The organism is Emticicia soli (genome assembly GCF_037860775.1).
Classification (GTDB): Bacteria; Bacteroidota; Bacteroidia; order Cytophagales; family Spirosomataceae; genus Emticicia; species Emticicia soli.
Map to the genome: position 1 here is coordinate 17,736 of NZ_JBBEWC010000021.1, position 17,179 is coordinate 34,914.

The 17,179-nt window shown below is 38.5% G+C and carries 17 protein-coding genes and 1 tRNA gene; 8 read left to right on the plus strand and 10 right to left on the minus strand.

The annotated features are described in order from the left end of the window. Window positions 1-35 precede the first annotated feature (35 nt). Genes WAE64_RS23560 through WAE64_RS23570 form a run of 3 tightly spaced genes read right to left on the minus strand, consistent with a single transcriptional unit; the run spans window position 36 to window position 3,245 of the window. The gene (locus tag WAE64_RS23560; RefSeq protein ID WP_340240458.1) at window positions 36-1,022 is read right to left on the minus strand and encodes a 2-hydroxyacid dehydrogenase; all 987 of its coding nucleotides are present in this window, start codon (window positions 1,020-1,022) and stop codon (window positions 36-38) included. Next, the gene (locus WAE64_RS23565) at window positions 1,019-1,912 is read right to left on the minus strand and encodes a PorV/PorQ family protein (protein ID WP_340240459.1); all 894 of its coding nucleotides are present in this window, start codon (window positions 1,910-1,912) and stop codon (window positions 1,019-1,021) included. Before WAE64_RS23565 ends, WAE64_RS23560 begins: the two co-directional genes overlap by 4 nt. Before the next feature lie 46 nt (window positions 1,913-1,958). Continuing rightward, window positions 1,959-3,245 carry a hypothetical protein gene (locus WAE64_RS23570; RefSeq protein ID WP_340240461.1) on the minus strand — a complete coding sequence of 429 codons (1,287 nt, stop codon included), beginning with the start codon at window positions 3,243-3,245 and terminating at the stop codon, window positions 1,959-1,961. A 156-nt stretch (window positions 3,246-3,401) separates the two neighbouring features. Here WAE64_RS23570 and WAE64_RS23575 point away from each other — a divergent pair, with 156 nt between their 5' ends. After that, a complete protein-coding gene (locus WAE64_RS23575) occupies window positions 3,402-3,980 on the plus strand; it encodes a thymidine kinase (RefSeq protein ID WP_340240463.1) in 579 nt (192 codons plus the stop codon). A gap of 172 nt (window positions 3,981-4,152) precedes the next feature. After that, window positions 4,153-4,224 (plus strand) — tRNA-Arg (locus WAE64_RS23580). 51 nt (window positions 4,225-4,275) lie between these two features. Here the strand turns inward: WAE64_RS23580 and WAE64_RS23585 are convergent. Continuing rightward, the gene (locus WAE64_RS23585) at window positions 4,276-4,899 is read right to left on the minus strand and encodes a winged helix DNA-binding protein (protein ID WP_340240465.1); all 624 of its coding nucleotides are present in this window, start codon (window positions 4,897-4,899) and stop codon (window positions 4,276-4,278) included. Window positions 4,900-5,023: 124 nt separating this feature from the next. On the opposite strand from WAE64_RS23585, the gene WAE64_RS23590 reads away from it, so the two are divergent. Together WAE64_RS23590 and WAE64_RS23595 are read left to right on the plus strand one after the other, a co-directional pair. Beyond that, window positions 5,024-7,465, plus strand: a complete 2,442-nt coding sequence (locus tag WAE64_RS23590) for a TonB-dependent receptor (RefSeq protein WP_340240466.1) — start codon at window positions 5,024-5,026, stop codon at window positions 7,463-7,465. A 13-nt stretch (window positions 7,466-7,478) separates the two neighbouring features. After that, window positions 7,479-7,820, plus strand: coding sequence for a hypothetical protein (locus WAE64_RS23595; protein ID WP_340240468.1), 342 nt, complete (start codon window positions 7,479-7,481; stop codon window positions 7,818-7,820). A 91-nt stretch (window positions 7,821-7,911) separates the two neighbouring features. Here WAE64_RS23595 and WAE64_RS23600 read toward each other — a convergent pair whose 3' ends face one another. Then, a complete protein-coding gene (locus WAE64_RS23600; protein WP_340240470.1) occupies window positions 7,912-8,583 on the minus strand; it encodes a hypothetical protein in 672 nt (223 codons plus the stop codon). 319 nt (window positions 8,584-8,902) lie between these two features. Between WAE64_RS23600 and WAE64_RS23605 the strand changes: the two genes are divergently transcribed. From WAE64_RS23605 to WAE64_RS23615, 3 genes are all read left to right on the plus strand, one after another. Then, window positions 8,903-9,646, plus strand: coding sequence for a polyphosphate polymerase domain-containing protein (locus WAE64_RS23605; protein WP_340240472.1), 744 nt, complete (start codon window positions 8,903-8,905; stop codon window positions 9,644-9,646). Between the two features lie 165 nt (window positions 9,647-9,811). Next, complete coding sequence (locus WAE64_RS23610; protein ID WP_340240474.1) at window positions 9,812-10,480, plus strand: DUF4956 domain-containing protein; 669 nt, start codon at window positions 9,812-9,814, stop codon at window positions 10,478-10,480. A 122-nt stretch (window positions 10,481-10,602) separates the two neighbouring features. Next, complete coding sequence (locus WAE64_RS23615) at window positions 10,603-11,109, plus strand: DinB family protein (protein ID WP_340240476.1); 507 nt, start codon at window positions 10,603-10,605, stop codon at window positions 11,107-11,109. On the opposite strand, the gene WAE64_RS23620 is transcribed toward WAE64_RS23615, so the two are convergent. Continuing rightward, complete coding sequence (locus tag WAE64_RS23620) at window positions 11,098-11,469, minus strand: DUF779 domain-containing protein (RefSeq protein WP_340240478.1); 372 nt, start codon at window positions 11,467-11,469, stop codon at window positions 11,098-11,100. The two genes, WAE64_RS23615 and WAE64_RS23620, sit on opposite strands and share 12 nt — an antisense overlap. 100 nt (window positions 11,470-11,569) lie before the next feature. Further along, complete coding sequence (gene exaC / locus WAE64_RS23625) at window positions 11,570-13,093, minus strand: acetaldehyde dehydrogenase ExaC (protein WP_340240480.1); 1,524 nt, start codon at window positions 13,091-13,093, stop codon at window positions 11,570-11,572. A 179-nt stretch (window positions 13,094-13,272) separates the two neighbouring features. Here exaC and WAE64_RS23630 point away from each other — a divergent pair, with 179 nt between their 5' ends. Next, the gene (locus tag WAE64_RS23630) at window positions 13,273-14,184 is read left to right on the plus strand and encodes an AraC family transcriptional regulator (RefSeq protein WP_340240482.1); all 912 of its coding nucleotides are present in this window, start codon (window positions 13,273-13,275) and stop codon (window positions 14,182-14,184) included. A 266-nt stretch (window positions 14,185-14,450) separates the two neighbouring features. Here the strand turns inward: WAE64_RS23630 and WAE64_RS23635 are convergent, their stop codons facing one another. The 3 genes from WAE64_RS23635 to WAE64_RS23645 form a co-directional block, all read right to left on the minus strand. Continuing rightward, window positions 14,451-14,933, minus strand: coding sequence for an adenine nucleotide alpha hydrolase family protein (locus WAE64_RS23635; protein WP_340240485.1), 483 nt, complete (start codon window positions 14,931-14,933; stop codon window positions 14,451-14,453). Between the two features lie 105 nt (window positions 14,934-15,038). After that, entirely contained in the window at window positions 15,039-16,415 is a 1,377-nt protein-coding gene (locus tag WAE64_RS23640) for a HAMP domain-containing sensor histidine kinase (RefSeq protein WP_340240487.1), read from the minus strand. After that, window positions 16,412-17,107 carry a response regulator transcription factor gene (locus WAE64_RS23645; RefSeq protein WP_340240489.1) on the minus strand — a complete coding sequence of 232 codons (696 nt, stop codon included), beginning with the start codon at window positions 17,105-17,107 and terminating at the stop codon, window positions 16,412-16,414. Before WAE64_RS23645 ends, WAE64_RS23640 begins: the two co-directional genes overlap by 4 nt. Window positions 17,108-17,179 lie beyond the last annotated feature (72 nt).

Consider the following 17,179-nt stretch of genomic DNA (forward strand, 5'->3'; position numbering starts at 1 on the left):
CTACAAAATCATTTAGATGCGGCTAAAGTTCCCTACTATTTTATTTCATTTGTAAGTTCTCGCTGGTGCTCAAAATCACTGATATTCTGTAAAGTTGTAATGGCAATTTGCGTAAGTGCTTCTTCCGTCAGAAATCCCTGATGTGAGGTAATAAGCACATTCGGGAAAGTCATGAGGCGAGCCAGTGTATCATCTTGCAGAATTTCTTCTGATAAATCATTAAAGAAAACATTTTCTTCTTGCTCATATACATCAATCCCCAGATACCCTACTGTTTTGTTCTTTAAGGCTTCTACTACTGCTTGGGTATCAATCAGGCCTCCTCTGCTGGTATTAATCACCATTACCCCTTTTTTCATTTGGTCTAATGCTTCTGTATTTATTAAATGACGGGTTTCTTCGGTCAATGGGCAATGCAAGGATACTATATCTGATGCGTTGAGTAACTCATCAAGATTTACATAACTTACACCGATAGCCATCAGGTGTTCGTCGTGGTAAGTATCATAAGCAAGTACTTTACAGCCCAAACCGAGCATAATTCGGGCAAATATCCCTCCTATTTTACCAGTACCTATTACACCAACGGTTTTTTGATAAATGTCGAAGCCCGTTAATTTTTCTAACGAAAAGTTTCCTTCACGTACTCTATTATAAGCTTTATGTGTCTTACGGTTCAGAGTCATAATTAACGCCAGCGCGTGTTCGGCCACTGCATAAGGCGAATAAGCCGGAACCCGCACAACCTTAATGTTGGCTTGCTCGGCAGCAGCTAAATCTACATTATTAAACCCAGCACATCGAAGGGCTATCAGTTGCACGCCCGATTTTTGTAATGTTTCAATAACGGCTGCATTAAGTTTGTCGTTTACAAAGGCACAAACAACCTCAACACCTTCGGCTAGCCTGGCCGATTGCTCGTTCAGCGCTACTTCATAAAAATCTATCTCATGCCCTTGATTATACTTCTCGAAAAACTCCTTATCGTAAGGTTTTGTACTGAAAAATGCGATTTTTTTCATAATGATTTCTGTTGTGTTTTACCTAACTGATAGGCCAATGAAAGATGGTGTGAAAAACCCAGTAAAGAATGGTTACTGGTGGCATAATCGAAAAAGAATTGTTTCGATTGAAAGCCAATTCCGAAATGAACATTACTAAGCTTAGACGTAATGCCAGTACGAAGATAAAAACTTTTTACGATTTGGTACTCTAATCCGGCCTTAAATAAAGTGGGTAGCACAATATCTTTTTCAGCTTCGCCTACCAATAATAGTTGTTTTGTAGGCTGGTATGACACGCCTAAACGTAGCACAGTAGGTACTCTCTGCGACCTGAAAAGCCGAGCACCTGTAAGATTATAGGCACTAAAACCCAACTGAACAGTAGAACTTAGCTTGGCCATTACACCAAACTGTGTAAGAATTGTACGCTTAGTAGCCAAACCCTCCACAACCGCTTGCAGATACGATGCCTTGATACCCAACGAAACCCGACCCGTATTTTTAGCCAAAGCTAAGCCGAGTTTTTGTTCATGATAAAGTTTGTCGCCAAATCGTTCAACATCAAGCCCTACATTTACCACTCTTGTATTGTAGTTACCACCTAAGGCAAAAGTATTGAGCTCGGCAATTGAATAGCGATTATGATACGATGTACTGATAAAATTATTGGAGAGAAAGCCCAAACCAGCCGGATTATTAAAAACCGATTGCCTGTCGGAAAGGGCTACGGTTGCATTACCTATGCCCCAGCTTCGAGCTCCTATCGGGAAAGGTTCTCCAGAAGCGTGTAGAGGATAAAAGCGAAAAAGCAGGAAACAGCCTATAATAATCAGGCTTTTTCTCTGACACAACAAAACCCCGTATTTTACTTCTTTTTCAGCCAAGGCAGCGTTTGAATTTTGAAGCAAAATACGGGGTTGTCAAGAAAAAGGCAAATATTAATTGATAGTAGATTTAATTAAATCTACGCTTCACGATTTCGATAAATTCTTCGGCCTCAGCACCTGTAATATCCCACAGGTAGCGAGGAACATATTTTTTCAGAATCAATTCTTTGGCTTCGCCAAAATCTTTACACAATTCAATTTCATCAAGCGCATGCGAAAACGCCTGAATATTACCACCAAAAAGATTATTGGTAAACAAAAATCGTTGATTCAGTGATATAGCACTATTGATACCCTCAATGCGGTTATTCTGATGGTGGTCAAGAATAGTTTTGTTTGCTCTGGCTTGGTCGTTCAAGCTTTTTTGTTCGCTGGCTAAAGCCAGTTTTTCATTTAAACGTAACTCTTCTGCCTCTCTTGATGGCGATTTTTCATAACTATTCGGCTCGTTTACTTTCGACATCACCGAACCCAGTTTCTGCTCGAATATTGGCGCCGGAGGTCTGTTTTCAACTACTACTTCTCTTACAGGTTCTGGTCTTGGAGGCTCTACATACTGAGGTGGCTCTACATAGGTATTCACCTGCTGTACAACAGGCTCAGTAATCACTACCGGCGGTGGCACTACCACAGGTTGCGGAGGTACATAAGGTCTCTCTTCTACTGCGGGCTTGTTCAATTCTAGGTCGAAAAAAGAAGCAGCCGACGGGTTGTTGATAACATCAGCCACCGAAACGGCTTTAGAAGGCACCAATTCGTCAGGAATCGGTACTTTCTGTGCAAAAAGTGCTAGGTATTTATCAGGATTTTCGGCTGTGATAGGCATTTCTTCAATCCAGGTCATTGCCTGATTGGCAAATACAAACTCTTTTCCGTTCAGTTTTTCAACCAGATTAGGTAAAACCTGCTTATTAATCTGAATATATTTGGTAAGCGGAGCAGCATTCTCTTGTGTAAACCTGAAATTAGGCAGGTCGCGCATCAGTTCTTTATAAAAGGTCTGAGGCTCAAGAATCAATACCAGTGTTTCTCCTACCGAATCTACCAGCAGAGGCTCAAATTGTTCACGTTTCACAGAAATAAATTGTGAAACTATATTCATAAAATTCTTTAACGCTTGTTGCACTTCCGGAGCTGTAAAATCAAAATAAGGGCTACGCAAACGTTGCGTATCTCCCTGCCATTTTTCAAACAAAGCCCTGATTGTCAGTAGGTTTACCTGCTGCACATTACATAAAGAAAGTATTTGTTTGCCCGAGATAGTATTGTTCTGAGCAAAAAATTCATCACACACACGGGCTGCATAAGCCTTGCTGTACCGTTCGACGGCGGACAAATTCAATTTGTTCGACATTCTGAAATTTGTTTGTTTTGTAATTTAAATAGCTAATGGTCTTTAACTGGAAGCTAGTGTTAGCGTTCATGCGGAAGAATCATTTCTGCTAACTGACAGTAAAATTACTACAACTTTTTTGCCAGTTTTACATAGAACGAAAAAATTAAGAAAATAATGTTTATTGAACCAAAAAGAGGTAGAGGACAAGGACATAAAACAGGCTGGGTAGAAGTAATTTGCGGCTCAATGTTTTCGGGTAAAACCGAAGAACTGATTCGCAGGCTGAACCGAGCCAAAATTGCCCGACAAAAAGTTGAGATATTTAAGCCTGCTATTGATGTGCGATATCATGAAGCAAACATAGTATCTCACAACCAGACCGCTATTCGCTCTACGCCTGTTAATACATCGGAAGAGATTTTGCTCATAACCAGCGACTGCGAAGTGGTGGGGCTTGATGAGGCACAGTTTTTTGATGAAGGCATTGTAGAAATAGTAAATAAACTAGCTGAACAAGGCAAAAGAGTGATTATAGCAGGGCTTGATATGGACTCCTCAGGTGTGCCATTCGGGCCAATGCCAAACCTGATGGCTATTGCTGAGTATGTAACCAAAGTACATGCTATTTGTGTAGTTTGTGGCGATATTGCGCATTATTCATACCGAAAAGTTGCCGATGAACAACAGGTGTTATTAGGTGAAGCCGATAGTTACGAAGCCCGTTGCCGCCGCTGTTATCATTTAGCACCTTAAATAGTATTTAAAGAAAGATTTTTGTAATTTTGTGTTTTGGATTACAATAGTAATTGTATTCGTAGTTCAATGGATAGAATGCGTAGGCCGCCCCGTCTGATTCCGGTTCTGATAATGGGAGTTCGAATCCCTTCAGGAACACAAACATAGAATAATTAAAGAAAAAATATCCGTTCCCGTAGTTCAATGGATAGAATGTCAGATTCCGGTTCTGATGATGGGGGTTCGAATCCCTTCGGGAACACAAGAGGAGCTTTATTTGAAGTTCCTCTTTTTTATTTTCCAGTTTTACCTACTAATTCAACAACTTATTTAACGTTTCTTCATCGTTTTCTTCAAAATATGGTTTGTGAAACTGGTGAAGCTTCATGAGTACTTGCAGCAACAGGTTTTTCTCTTCTGCATTTAAATCACCTACAATATGCCCTGCCATTTTAGATATACCGCGCTGAATAAGACCGTATTGGGTTCGCCCCTTATCGGTCAGTGATAAGAGCTTCGAACGAGCATCAGCCGGATTTTCTCGCTCTTGTAGCAGTTCTTCTCTAAGTAAGCGTTTCAACACCTCATTCCCTGACGATTTTTCTTGAATACACATACGTAGCACATCTATTTTCTTAAACTCTTTGTCGGGGAAAAGAGAAACAAGTACCGCAAAATCATCAAGCGAATAAATCTGGGTATTACGAAAAACCCTGCGTGAATAAAACTGCGCATATTTATAAGCAATGCCCAAAAACATAGATATTAAGCCATCTTGCGAAGGAACAAAGGCAGCAGGCGCAGGCGGGCGTTCCGGCTTGTTAGCCTCATTTATTATCCACGACACAAACTGCACTTTCTGCCAAGTATCTGCCTTGGTTTGCTGTTGATAGGCCTCTGCTAAAGCAATAATCTCTTTTAAAATGGTGTAATCCATGGCTTAAACAATAAACACAAACTTAAAATTAGTATTATATAATACAATAAAAAATATTTTAGTTTTATATAGAACAATTTTAATCTTAATTTGTTCTATATAAAACTAATCTAATTCATTTTGCATGAAATCTACCATATTTTACTTTACTTTTCTACTTCAACTATGCATTATTAGCGCCTATGCGCAAAATACAGGAAACATTTACGGCAAAGTAATCGACAAAAATACGCAAGAACCGCTCATTGGTGCTACTATAAGTGTAGAACAATCGACTGCTGGAAGCACTACTGACCTTGAAGGCAATTATCGCCTTACTCTTCCTGTAGGTACGTATAACATTAAGGTTACTTTTGTAGGTTACCAAACCCTGATTAAGTACAATATCAACCTTACATCAGGCAATGCTCAGTCGGTTAACTTTGAATTGCAGGAAGAAACTTCGAGCCTGGGTGAAGTAACTATCAAAAATCAGAAAGAAAAATCAGCAATTGCGTCCGATGTTATTACGCCCCTATCGGTACAATCGCTCACTGTTGAAGAGATCAGGAGTAATCCTGGTGGAAATTTTGATGTTTCAAAGGTTATTCAAGCCCTTCCGGGGGTTGCAGGTACTACCGGAACCGGAGGTTTCAGAAACGACATAGTACTAAGAGGTGGCGGGCCTAACGAAAATATTTACTACCTCGATGGCATTGAAGTGCCTGTAATTAACCATTTTGCTACACAGGGTAGTGCCGGTGGACCGGCAGGTATTATAAATACCGCTTTTGTTGACGACATCAAACTCAGCACTTCGGCTTTTAATGCACAATATGACAATTCACTATCTGGTGTTTTTGAGATAAACCAGAAAGTTGGTAATTCTGAGCGACTGCAAAGCAATATCCGCCTTAGTGCTACTGAGCTAGCAGCCACTTTCGATGGTAAAATAAGTGATAAAACTAACTTTTTACTATCAGCACGCCGCTCTTATCTACAGCTTCTATTTCAACTTATAGACCTGCCTATCAGACCTAATTACTGGGACTTTCAGACCAAAATCACGCATAAATTAGGTAAAAAAACTACCCTTAACCTGATTGGTGTAGGTGCTATTGACGATTTCAAATTTGCCTTACCAAAAGACCCAAGCCCCGAGAATATCTATGTTTTCAGAAATTCATCGCTTATTAATCAGTGGAATTATACCGCTGGCGCATCAGTTAAACACCTCATCAATAATGGTTTTATAAATATTGCTCTTAGTCGCAATCATCTCAACAATTCATTAGAACGCTATGAAGATAATGACAACCCGAGCCCATTGGCACAAAATCTGTTTTCTCAATCGAAAGAAATTGAGAATAAACTAAGGGTATCGATCAAAAAATCGCAGAATGGTTTTACATATAGTTTCGGCGGAGTTATACAATATGTGAATTATGAGAATGACTTCTTCCAGAAAATCAGAAATGAGGTGCGAGACCAAAACGGAAATGTAATTCAGCCAGAGATAGCTTATCGCTTCAATACCAACTTAGGATTCTGGAAATATGGCGCTTTTGCACAAGCCGGAAAAACTTTTGCCAATCAGATGAGCATATCGGGAGGTATCAGGACCGATATGAACAGTTTTACAACCGATGGCAACAATCCGCTGAGAACACTCTCACCTCGTTTGGCCGTATCAGTGCCATTCAACGATAAAATAAGGCTTAATGCCGCCTGGGGTAGCTACTATAAAATACCTATTTATACCGTATTAGGTTTTAAGGATGCACAAGGCAATTATACCAATCGCAACAATAAATATATTAACACCATACATTACGCCCTTGGGCTTGAGTATTTACCAAAATCAGACCTGAGATTTACCATTGAAGGTTTCTACAAAGATTATAGCAATTATCCGGTTAGTACGCTCGATAATATTTCATTAGCAAACTTAGGGGGTGGTTTTGGTGCTATTGGCAATGAAGCCGTACAATCAATCGGTAAAGGGCGTACTTATGGTATTGAGTTTTTTGCACAACAAAAACTGGTTAAACGCAATTTTCTGACTTTCTCATACACTTTTGTTCGCAGCCAATTTGGTGGGCAAAATACGCCTCTTGTAGCATCAGCCTGGGACTATCGCCATCTAGTTTCGTTAATCTATGGCCTTAAACTAAACAAACAATGGGAACTTGGCGTGAAATATCGCTATGCCGGTGGTGGCCCTTATACGCCTTACGATTTGGCCAGTTCTCAGCGCAACTATCTCACACTAGGTCAGGGCATACTTGATTATACCCGCCTTAACTCTGTCAGGCTAAAGGCATTCAATCAGGTTGATATAAGAGTAGACAAAAAATGGAATTACCCACGCTGGACACTGGATTTGTTTTTAGATGTGCAAAATGTGCTGGCTTTTAAGAATGAGTCAATCCCTTATTTTACATTCCAAAGAAAAGCCGATAATTCAGATTTTGAAACTACCGACGGACAATCTATAAAATCAGATGGGTCTAATGCAATTCCGGTAATTTTAGAAAACTTATCAGGTCGCCCGACCCCAAGTATAGGATTCATTATAGAGTTTTAACCTCAAATAAAATATGATTGATTTCGGTAATAATGCACGTGAGTTTACTCACCACTACAAGATTATCATTGAAAATGAAATAAGCCTTGAAGAAGTTCTGGAGTTGTTAAATAAATATACCTATGAAGCACTTGTGCAATTTAACCCCGAGAAGGTTGGCACCCTTGGGTATTCATCACACTATTTTTTTCAAGAAAAAGTTGAGAAAGGCACTTATAGTCTCGAGTGCGATATTATAGATTTTACAATCCAGAAAACCGCTATTGAAGCGTATTTGTATAACAATACGCATTCAAAGATTTATGTAAAATTGTTTAGTGTTTATGAAAATGTGAAGGATAATAACAACACCTGATAAGAAGATATTTAACCTGCTTCGTAGTGAGTTTTTAAAGTTTACTATTTTACAAAACAAGTGTTTGGCTTAAACCAGACACTTGTTTTTTTTATTCCTCCATCAACTTCTTGATAGCTACTACGTGCGAAAACAAAACGATTGGCACAATACAGCAAGGCAGCCAGTTGAACGGGAAATACAAAACCGCAATATTGGGCTGCTCAAAACCGAACTGTTGAAAAGCAAAAGGAGCCGATAAAATAGCGGTAGAAACAATATTAATGAGTAAGACAAGACACATAAAATTCCACATAAGCATAATACCCGTGCCTATACGCTCTTTTATGTATAAATAGTAAACAATAGGTGCGGTAATACCTGAAATAATATCAAAATTCTGCCCTTCAAATGTCATAATCTCAGGTACTTTTTTATACAAATACAACCAGAACAAAACCAATTCTACGGGTATTCTGACAATATGCAATAGTGTTAGTGTTTTTAAATCGAGCTTATCAATAAAGTGTCTACCGCTTTTGGTAACAAACAAGCCAATGATTAGCAATATAGGTGGCACAATAGCCAGCAGAAGCCTCGGCGGCATGGCTTGGGTATCGGCATAAAAACCACTTGCACTTACCAAAGCTTGCAAAACAAGCCATGCGCTTGCAATAATTAGTATCCGGGTGGTGTATTCTGGCGAAGCCTTAGCTAAAAAAAACACGCACAAAAAAGTGCTAAGACCCATAACTAAGGCAATATAAAAAGGCAGATGCTCCATATTTGAATGCTTTTAATGATACACAAAGAAAAAAATCTATCATGAAATAATTATTGCCCTATGGCAAGTTTTCAGGAATGATGCAACATTAGGTAAGATTTCTATTCGCCCTTCTCAAGAGCAATGCTTATTAAGTGCAAGATAAACAACATTCTTAAAAAATCTAGGAAGATTCAGAAGCAACCTGCTTCATATATTTTGCGTCTAGTGTAAAATTGAATTTCCCGTTAATCTTTTTTCTATAAGGGCATTACAACAGTATATAGTCTGAGGAAAATTCTGTAAATTGACAGGTTGTTCTAACTCATTAACACCAAATATGAATGTACTGCAAACATTTGATAGTGTTTCTCTGGCTGAAATCGAGCGTGTTAAGTTGCTTAACAGGATAGATAGTAAATATATTTTTCATAAAAATGTATTATCTGAAATTCTGGACGAGATAAAACCTTATTATCACGTACTGGAAATCAATCAGAAACGCTCGCACAGTTATGAGTCTTTGTACTTTGATACCAACGATTATAAATTGTATTATCAGCATCATAACGGTAAGCCGAATCGACTTAAAATTCGCTACCGTCGCTACTCTGATACCGGGCTGGTGTTTTTTGAAGTAAAAAAGAAAATAAGCAATAGTCGCACAGTTAAATACCGTGAAGAACGCCTAAACCTTAACAAAGAGCTACAAAATGCCGATTATCAATTATTCAATTGTTTTTTACAAAAACCCGAGCGCCTGCACGACCAGCTATGGATATATTTCGACCGCATTACCTTAGTCAGAAAAGATTTTAGCGAACGCCTCACCCTAGACCTCAATCTTGTATTTCAGAAAGGCGAATTACAGAAATCTAACCAAGGTTTAATAGTAGCCGAAATCAAACAAGACAAGGGTTCTGTATTTAGCCCTATTGTGCAAAGCTTTAAAAAGAGACATATCTCTCAATCTAATTTCAGCAAATATTCGGTAGGCATTGCCTCTTTAGAAAACGTAAAACGCAATTCGTTTAAACCTGTATTGTTGAAGCTTAATAAAATATTGAGTGAATTAGTGATTTAGCGATTGAGTGATTATTATAATTGCGAATTAGTGAATGACGAATTAGCGATTATTTTAATAAACTAGAGCTAAAGCACAATTATTCACTAATTCACCATTCGCAATTCACCATTATTAAAATCACTCAATCATTCATTCACTAAATCACTAAATAAATATTTTAGTATGGAAGAACTCGAAGGCTCATCACGTGCCATTAATCAGTTTTTAGGAGGCAATATAGCTTTTGAATTTGGCGTAAGGTTTTTGCTCAATATGCTTGTTATTCTGATTCTGGTGCGTGGTATTTATTACAATCGCTATAAAAACAAAGACTTTGTATTTACCTTTTTCTTATTCAATGTCGTCAATTTCCTTATCTGTTTTCTGTTGAGTACAACCAAGCTCAAAATGGGCTTTGCTTTTGGGCTATTTGCTATATTTTCTATTATTAGATACCGCACGGTTACGGTTCCTGTGCGAGAAATGGGCTATTTCTTTGTTTGCGTGGCTATTGGTATTATTAATGCCCTTACACCTCTTAGCATGGAAAACTTTGAATTAGTAATGGCCGATGTTCTGGTAGTAGGGCTCACATTCGGCTTAGAGCACGGGCTGAATATCAAGCATGAAAACTTCAGAGAGATTCGCTACGAAAAGGTAGAACTGGTAGTACCTGAGCGACGAGAAGAAATGATTGAAGATTTACGGAAACGTATAGGTTTGCCGATTCATAGAGTAGAAATACTGAATGTTGATTTTCTGAGAGATGTGGCTCGAATCCACGCCTTTTATTATTCAAACGAAAACGAAACCAAAAGCGCGGCTTACGGAGGTGGCGATAGTGATGATTAACATACTTGTAGCCTTGTAGATATTTTGTTCAAAAACATAAAAAACAAAACGGTATCTTTGTATTATAATTGGCGACAAAGTAAAGCCAAGCAAAAAGAAGAATAAGAAAAATAAGCTTAAAGATGGCTAATCAGCAATTAGAAGTGTGGCTGCGAGGTCCACTCCCACAGATTCCTGCTTTGTTACAACCCGTTGCGCACGCTTTGTTACAAGCACAAGAAGAAGTACACACAATGCTAGCCAGTTTCCCTGATAAACTCTTGTGGGAACGCCCTGCCGGTGTGGCATCTCCGGCTTTTCATCTGCAACATCTTACAGGCGTTTTAGATAGACTTTTTACTTATGCACGTGGTGAAGCATTAACAAGCGAGCAGATGAGTGCTCTATCGGCCGAAGGAAAAGCAAATGAGAATATTAGTTTAAAAGAACTTTTAGCAGCTTTTGATAAACAAATAGCACACGCAATTACAGCATTAGAAAATACTGATGTAAATACCCTTACTGATGCCCGAGAGGTGGGTCGAGCCAAATTACCGTCTACGGTTATCGGACTATTAACCCACTCTGCAGAGCATACAACAAGGCATGTAGGACAGCTATTAGTTACAGTGAAAATTTTAACTCAGTAATGTATTTTCTACCGGATACTCTTCCTGTGTTAGCAATCGGGATTTAATAATAAACCTGACTCCTAAAGGAATTTCCAAAGAAAAACTAGCGCCTCTGCCTTTTACAACATCTAGCGTAAGGTGGGTGTGTTTCCAGTACTCAAACTGGTCTCTTGACATATAAAAGGGGCAGTCGGCTACATAGCCCAGCAATACATCGTTGTCATCAATATACATTTCGTCTTTCTGAAAACACATAGGCGCAGAGCCATCGCAACAACCACCGCTCTGATGAAATATTAGCTTGCCGTAGTCTTTCTTTAGTTTTTCAACCAGTTGGGTTGCCTCGGGGCTTATATCTACTCTTTGTACTTGCTCCATATTTTTATAAATTAAGGTAATAATGAGAAGAGGGAGAATATACCCCTCCCTCCTTCATCTTTCCATCATTCTATTTGAACCTGCTTAAACAGGTTCTTTATCAGAAGAATCCTAATTTATTCTTATCGTAAGAAATAAGCATATTTTTGGTCTGGCGATAATGGCTCAGCATCATCTTGTGTGTTTCACGACCTATACCCGATTTCTTATAACCACCAAACGGCGCATGAGCCGGATACGCATGATAGCAGTTTACCCATACTCTACCCGCTTTGATTCCTCTCGCTACTTTATAGGCTTGATGCGTATCACGTGTCCAGACTCCTGCACCTAAACCATAAAGTGTATCATTGGCAATTTCCAGCGCTTCGGCTTCGTCTTTAAACGTGGTTACACAAACCACAGGCCCAAAGATTTCTTCCTGGAAAATACGCATTTTGTTATTACCCTTAAATATAGTTGGTTGGATATAGTAGCCACCCTCTAATCCTTCATTATAAGCTGCACCGCCACCTGTTAAAACTTCGGCACCTTCTTCTTTTCCGATTTCGATGTAATTCAGAATTTTCTCGTACTGGTCGTTTGATGCCTGGGCTCCCATCATGGTAGTTGGGTCAAGCGGATGCCCTAGCTTGATAGCTTTGGTACGTTCAACTACTCTCTCAATAAATGCATCAAAAATGCTCTCTTCTACCAATATCCTTGATGGACAAGTACATACTTCGCCTTGATTCAGGGCAAAAAGCACCGCACCTTCCAGACATTTATCAAAAAACTCATCATCGGCATCCATGATACTTTTGAAGAAAATATTCGGAGACTTACCACCCAACTCTAAAGTAACCGGAATGATGTTTTTAGAGGCATATTGCATAATCAATTGTCCCGTAGTGGTTTCACCTGTAAAAGCAATTTTGTTGATACGTGGGTTTGACGCCAGCGGTTTACCTGCCTCAATACCAAAGCCATTTACCACATTTAATACTCCGGCAGGTAACACATCTTGTATCAGTTCCATCAGAATCAGGATACCTACCGGTGTTTGTTCAGCCGGTTTCAATACTACGCAGTTACCTGCTGCTAGTGCCGGAGCAACTTTCCATGCGGCCATTAATAAAGGAAAATTCCACGGAATAATCTGCCCGACAACGCCTAGTGGTTCCAGAATATTGAGCGATAATGTATTAGCATCTAACTCACTTGCCGAGCCTTCTTCGGCTCTGATAACACCTGCAAAATATCTGAAATGGTCAATAGCCAATGGTAAGTCGGCCGCCATTGTTTCTCGCACAGGCTTGCCGTTATCCCAGGTTTCTACCTTTGCCAGCACTTCCATATTCTTTTCCATTATATCAGCAATCTTCAATAAGATATTGCTTCTTTCGGTAGCCGATGTATTGTTCCAATGCGAAGCGGCTGTCCATGCAGCATCAAGTGCTTTTTCAATATCTTCTTCTGTTGACCTAGCTACTGAGGTAAACACTTTTCCATCAACCGGAGAAACGTTGTCGAAATACTGCCCTCTCACAGGCGGTACCCATTTACCACCGATAAAATTCTCATACTGATTTTTAAATCTTGGGGCAGCAATCTGCACCCTCTCTTTTTCAAGCAATTCAGACATAGTTTTGGTCGTTTAATAGTGTAAGAGATAAATCTTATGCAAAACTATCTTGACAAATTTATATTTCTTTTACCTTTTCTCCCAAAAAGATGAACTATCCTCTAATTGTGCAAAAGGGTGTATCAAAATAATTATTTATATATTATATTTGAATAGTGATATTTAAACAATGATAAGTTATGGAATTAACAGAGTCATTTTTGAGGAGCCGGAAAATTGAAACCCTCGTAGAGAATAGGTCAACTTTTACGCTAGACCACACTGAGCTAAGCATATTTGAGACGCACCAACAAGCCGAAAATGTTTACCTTAAGTTTTCAGACCCCGTATTAGCCAGTATGCTGATGGGTAAGAAAATAATGCACCTAAACCAGCACATGGACTTTGATTTTTTACCCGGCGAGTCGGTTATTCTGCCGTCTGACGAGGTGATGTGTATCGATTTCCCCGAAGCAAGTATAAAAAACCCAACCAAGTGCCTTGCAATGGCTTTTGAGCAGGCACGCTTAGATAAAATACTGGATAATCTGAACGAGATAAGACCTAAAATAGATAATCAGGAATGGAAGTTTACTAATAGTAATTTTCATTTTACCAACGATGTAGCCATTCAGCATATTCTGCAACGCCTGATTTTCATTTTTACAGAGCAACACCCGTCGAAAGATATTTTTGCCGACTTGATGATTCAGGAATTAATAATCAGGATTGTGCAAACCGAAACCAAGACGTTTTATTCTAAAAACGCAAACAAGCTCTCGTCAAACAACCGCATTGCCCACGTGGTGGGCTATATTAAAGAAAATATAAGGGAACATATTCAGGTAGAACAACTCTGCAAAATTGCCTGCATGAGCGAATCTAATTTTTATAGGGTTTTTAAAGAAGAACTGGGGCTTTCGCCTATTGAATTTATTATTGAGGAGAGAATAAAGCTAGCATCCAGCCTGTTGAAGAACCCTGAGTTTCGTATCAAAGATGTGTATTTTGAAAGCGGGTTCAACAGCCTTTCTTATTTCAACCGGATGTTTAAGAAAAAATTTAAATTATCGCCAAGCGAATACAAGCATCAGGCCGCTACCATTTCGTAAGTCATTAATAAAAAATTGAGCCATCAGAAAACTCTGATGGCTCTTCATAAAAGTGTGATTCATCTTTATAATATACTCTTAACACATATAAAGCAAAAAGGGAATCAATACTGAGGAAACGCCTACTTCATTTCATGCTGTTTCCGTTAGTATTTCTATTGATACAGGCAGCATAAACATTTGAGCCTGATTTTTTTTATTTTATGGCACCAACAAGAAGTTCCTTATTGGTTACCTGAGTAAATAAACCAAAACTGCTTTTGTTATTACTTACTAAACAAATATTCGAGGTGGTCTTTTTCTGAAGTAACGGTAGCATCTTGTGGCCAATCAATCTCTTCAAAATCAATAAAAGTTTGTCTGATAATTGAAACCAAGTCAAAAGCTTTCTTTGGCATTTTTAAACGATATTTTTGTGGAATATAAATAGCTTCAACGCTATTATTTTCTACGAAACGTCTTAACCCTCTTCTGCTACGGTTATGAAATAGTTTAATTTCCAGCTCTGCAATCTGAAATTCAAACCTGTTTCGGAGTACCTCAAGAGCATTTCTGAATTCAGGTGTAATCTTACTGGCTATCTTACTTTCAGGCCTATAAAACAATAATTCTGTAATAGAGTCTTCAAGATACTCAGCATAAATAAGTAGTACTCGATGTGGCTCACCCGAACTTTTTTCAAGGGCATATTTTAACGTGTTTAAAGAAGCTACACGAAAGTCAATTGGAACTAATATAGTTTTCAGCATACCTAAACATTTGATTGTTACAAGCACAAAATTCTGAAAACCATATTAGGCTTGCCTAAGAACCAAATTAGAATGCTATTAGAGAGATTAAAATAAGATTAGAAATTATTTAATAAGTTTCGCCAGAGGGAAATTTATCTGCACGCTAGTGCCACTACCGACCTTAGAAGTAACAGTTAGCGTACCATTATGAAGTTTAATAATATTACGTGATAACGGAAGGCCAATACCGTAGCCCTCAAATAAATGTGTATTAGAAGCCCTGAAAAAGGGGTCATAAATAAAAGGAATTTCGCTTTCAGGAATACCAATACCCTGGTCTTTAATAAAGAGCAACACCTGCTCTTGGCTAGCACCTATATGCACTGCCACAGGTTTATTGTGCGAATACTTGCAGGCATTGTTTAGGATATTTGCCAATGCTAAGTGCAACAATTGTTTATTACCATTAATTTTCAATTTCTTGGGGTCTTCGGGCAGAAGGCTTAAATCTACCATAATTTTGTTTTCAGGATTCAGGCGGTCGATAAGCCTTTTTACTTCCCAGATTACCTCATCGAGCCGCAACACTTCAAATACTATTTTCTTGCCTTTATACCCGGTTTGAGCCAGAAAAAGCAAAGATTTGGTTATCTGATTTAACCGCTCGGCTTGCTGTAACACATTATTTAATACATGCTGATATTCTTCTGGTTTACGTTCTTTAATAAGGGCTACTTCTGCTTCGCCCATAATAGCTGTAAGTGGTGTAGCCAGTTCGTGCGAGGCATTGCTGATAAAGTTTTTCTGTGTCTCAAAGGCAGTCTCTATCCTGTTTAGCAAATCGTTGAAAGTTCCGGCCAATTCACTGATTTCGTTGTTATTTTCGGTCTCTTTCACCCTGAGGTGGATATTCTCGGTACTAATCTGTTTTACCTTTTCTATCATTTCTCTGATAGGGTCAAAAAAATGTTTCGAGAAATAAATAGAAAGGTAGACCGTAACTACTACTGTAAATAATAATCCCCAGAGCAGTATGTTTCGAAGAAAAATAAGGTGATGAGACACAAACCTGTTATGTGCTGACACTATTACCAGATAAGTAATATTGTTATGATTCAGTTTGATACCATTATAAAACACGTTTCCTTCCTGATAACGGCCTTTGTTATCTTTCATAATAGATTTTAGCAACGACAAAGGCACTTTGTATTTTTCGGCCGCTTCTTCTAAAGACGTATTGGCATTTACATTGATGATATACTCACGCTCTGCCTCGAGTTTTTCTAAATGCTGCTCTCTTATTTTCTTAAAAGTCTCGGCATTGGCAGTATCAATTTTAAGATTATACTTTGCACCAATTGTGGCACGGGTTTCTAATCTTTTATAAAAATCAACATAAGAGTATTCGTTCAGGAAGAAGTATATCCCGATACCAAATAAGAGTAGTATGGCAATATTGAATACAACTAACGATACCGCTATGCTGGTTTGTGTTTTCATGCTTCTTTTAATACATAACCCATACCAATAACCGTATGAATTAGTTTCTGTTTATTGTCTGAATCTAATTTTTTGCGTAGGTAGTTTATATATACGTCTACTACGTTTGTACCTAAATCGAAGTTAATATCCCAAGCACTTTCGAGTAAATCCATCCTCGATAACACTTTTCCCCGATTTTTCATCAAAGTTAATAAGAGCCTATACTCTGTAGCTGTGAGCGAAATAAGACTTCCGCTTCTTTCAACTGTTTTGGCATCATCATTGATTCGCAGGTCAGCCATTGTATAGATATTATTGCTAGACTCGTTTACTATTTCGGTTTTAATAACAGATCTGCGCAACAGAGCTTTGATTCTGGCACTTAGTTCTATAAACTTAAATGGTTTTACGAGATAATCATCTGCTCCGGTGTTGAGACCTAAAGCTATATTTTCAGAAGTCCCCAAGGCTGTAAGAAACAAAATAGGTGTTTGAATATCGTTGGCGCGAAGTTCCTTGCATATTTCCAAGCCATTTTTATCAGGCAACATAATGTCAAGCACAATCAGGTCAAACTCACTGGCTAAAGCCATGCTAGCACCTGTGGTACCATCAAGTGCCACCGAAACGGCATAGTTCTCTTCCGATAAACCGCTTCTGATAAAGCTGACTACGCTGATTTCATCTTCTACAAGAAGTATTTTTTTCATAAATTGTGTCTAGTGTAGGTGGAGTATTTTTAATAATAAAACAATGTTTAAATGCTTGCCAATCGGGCAAAA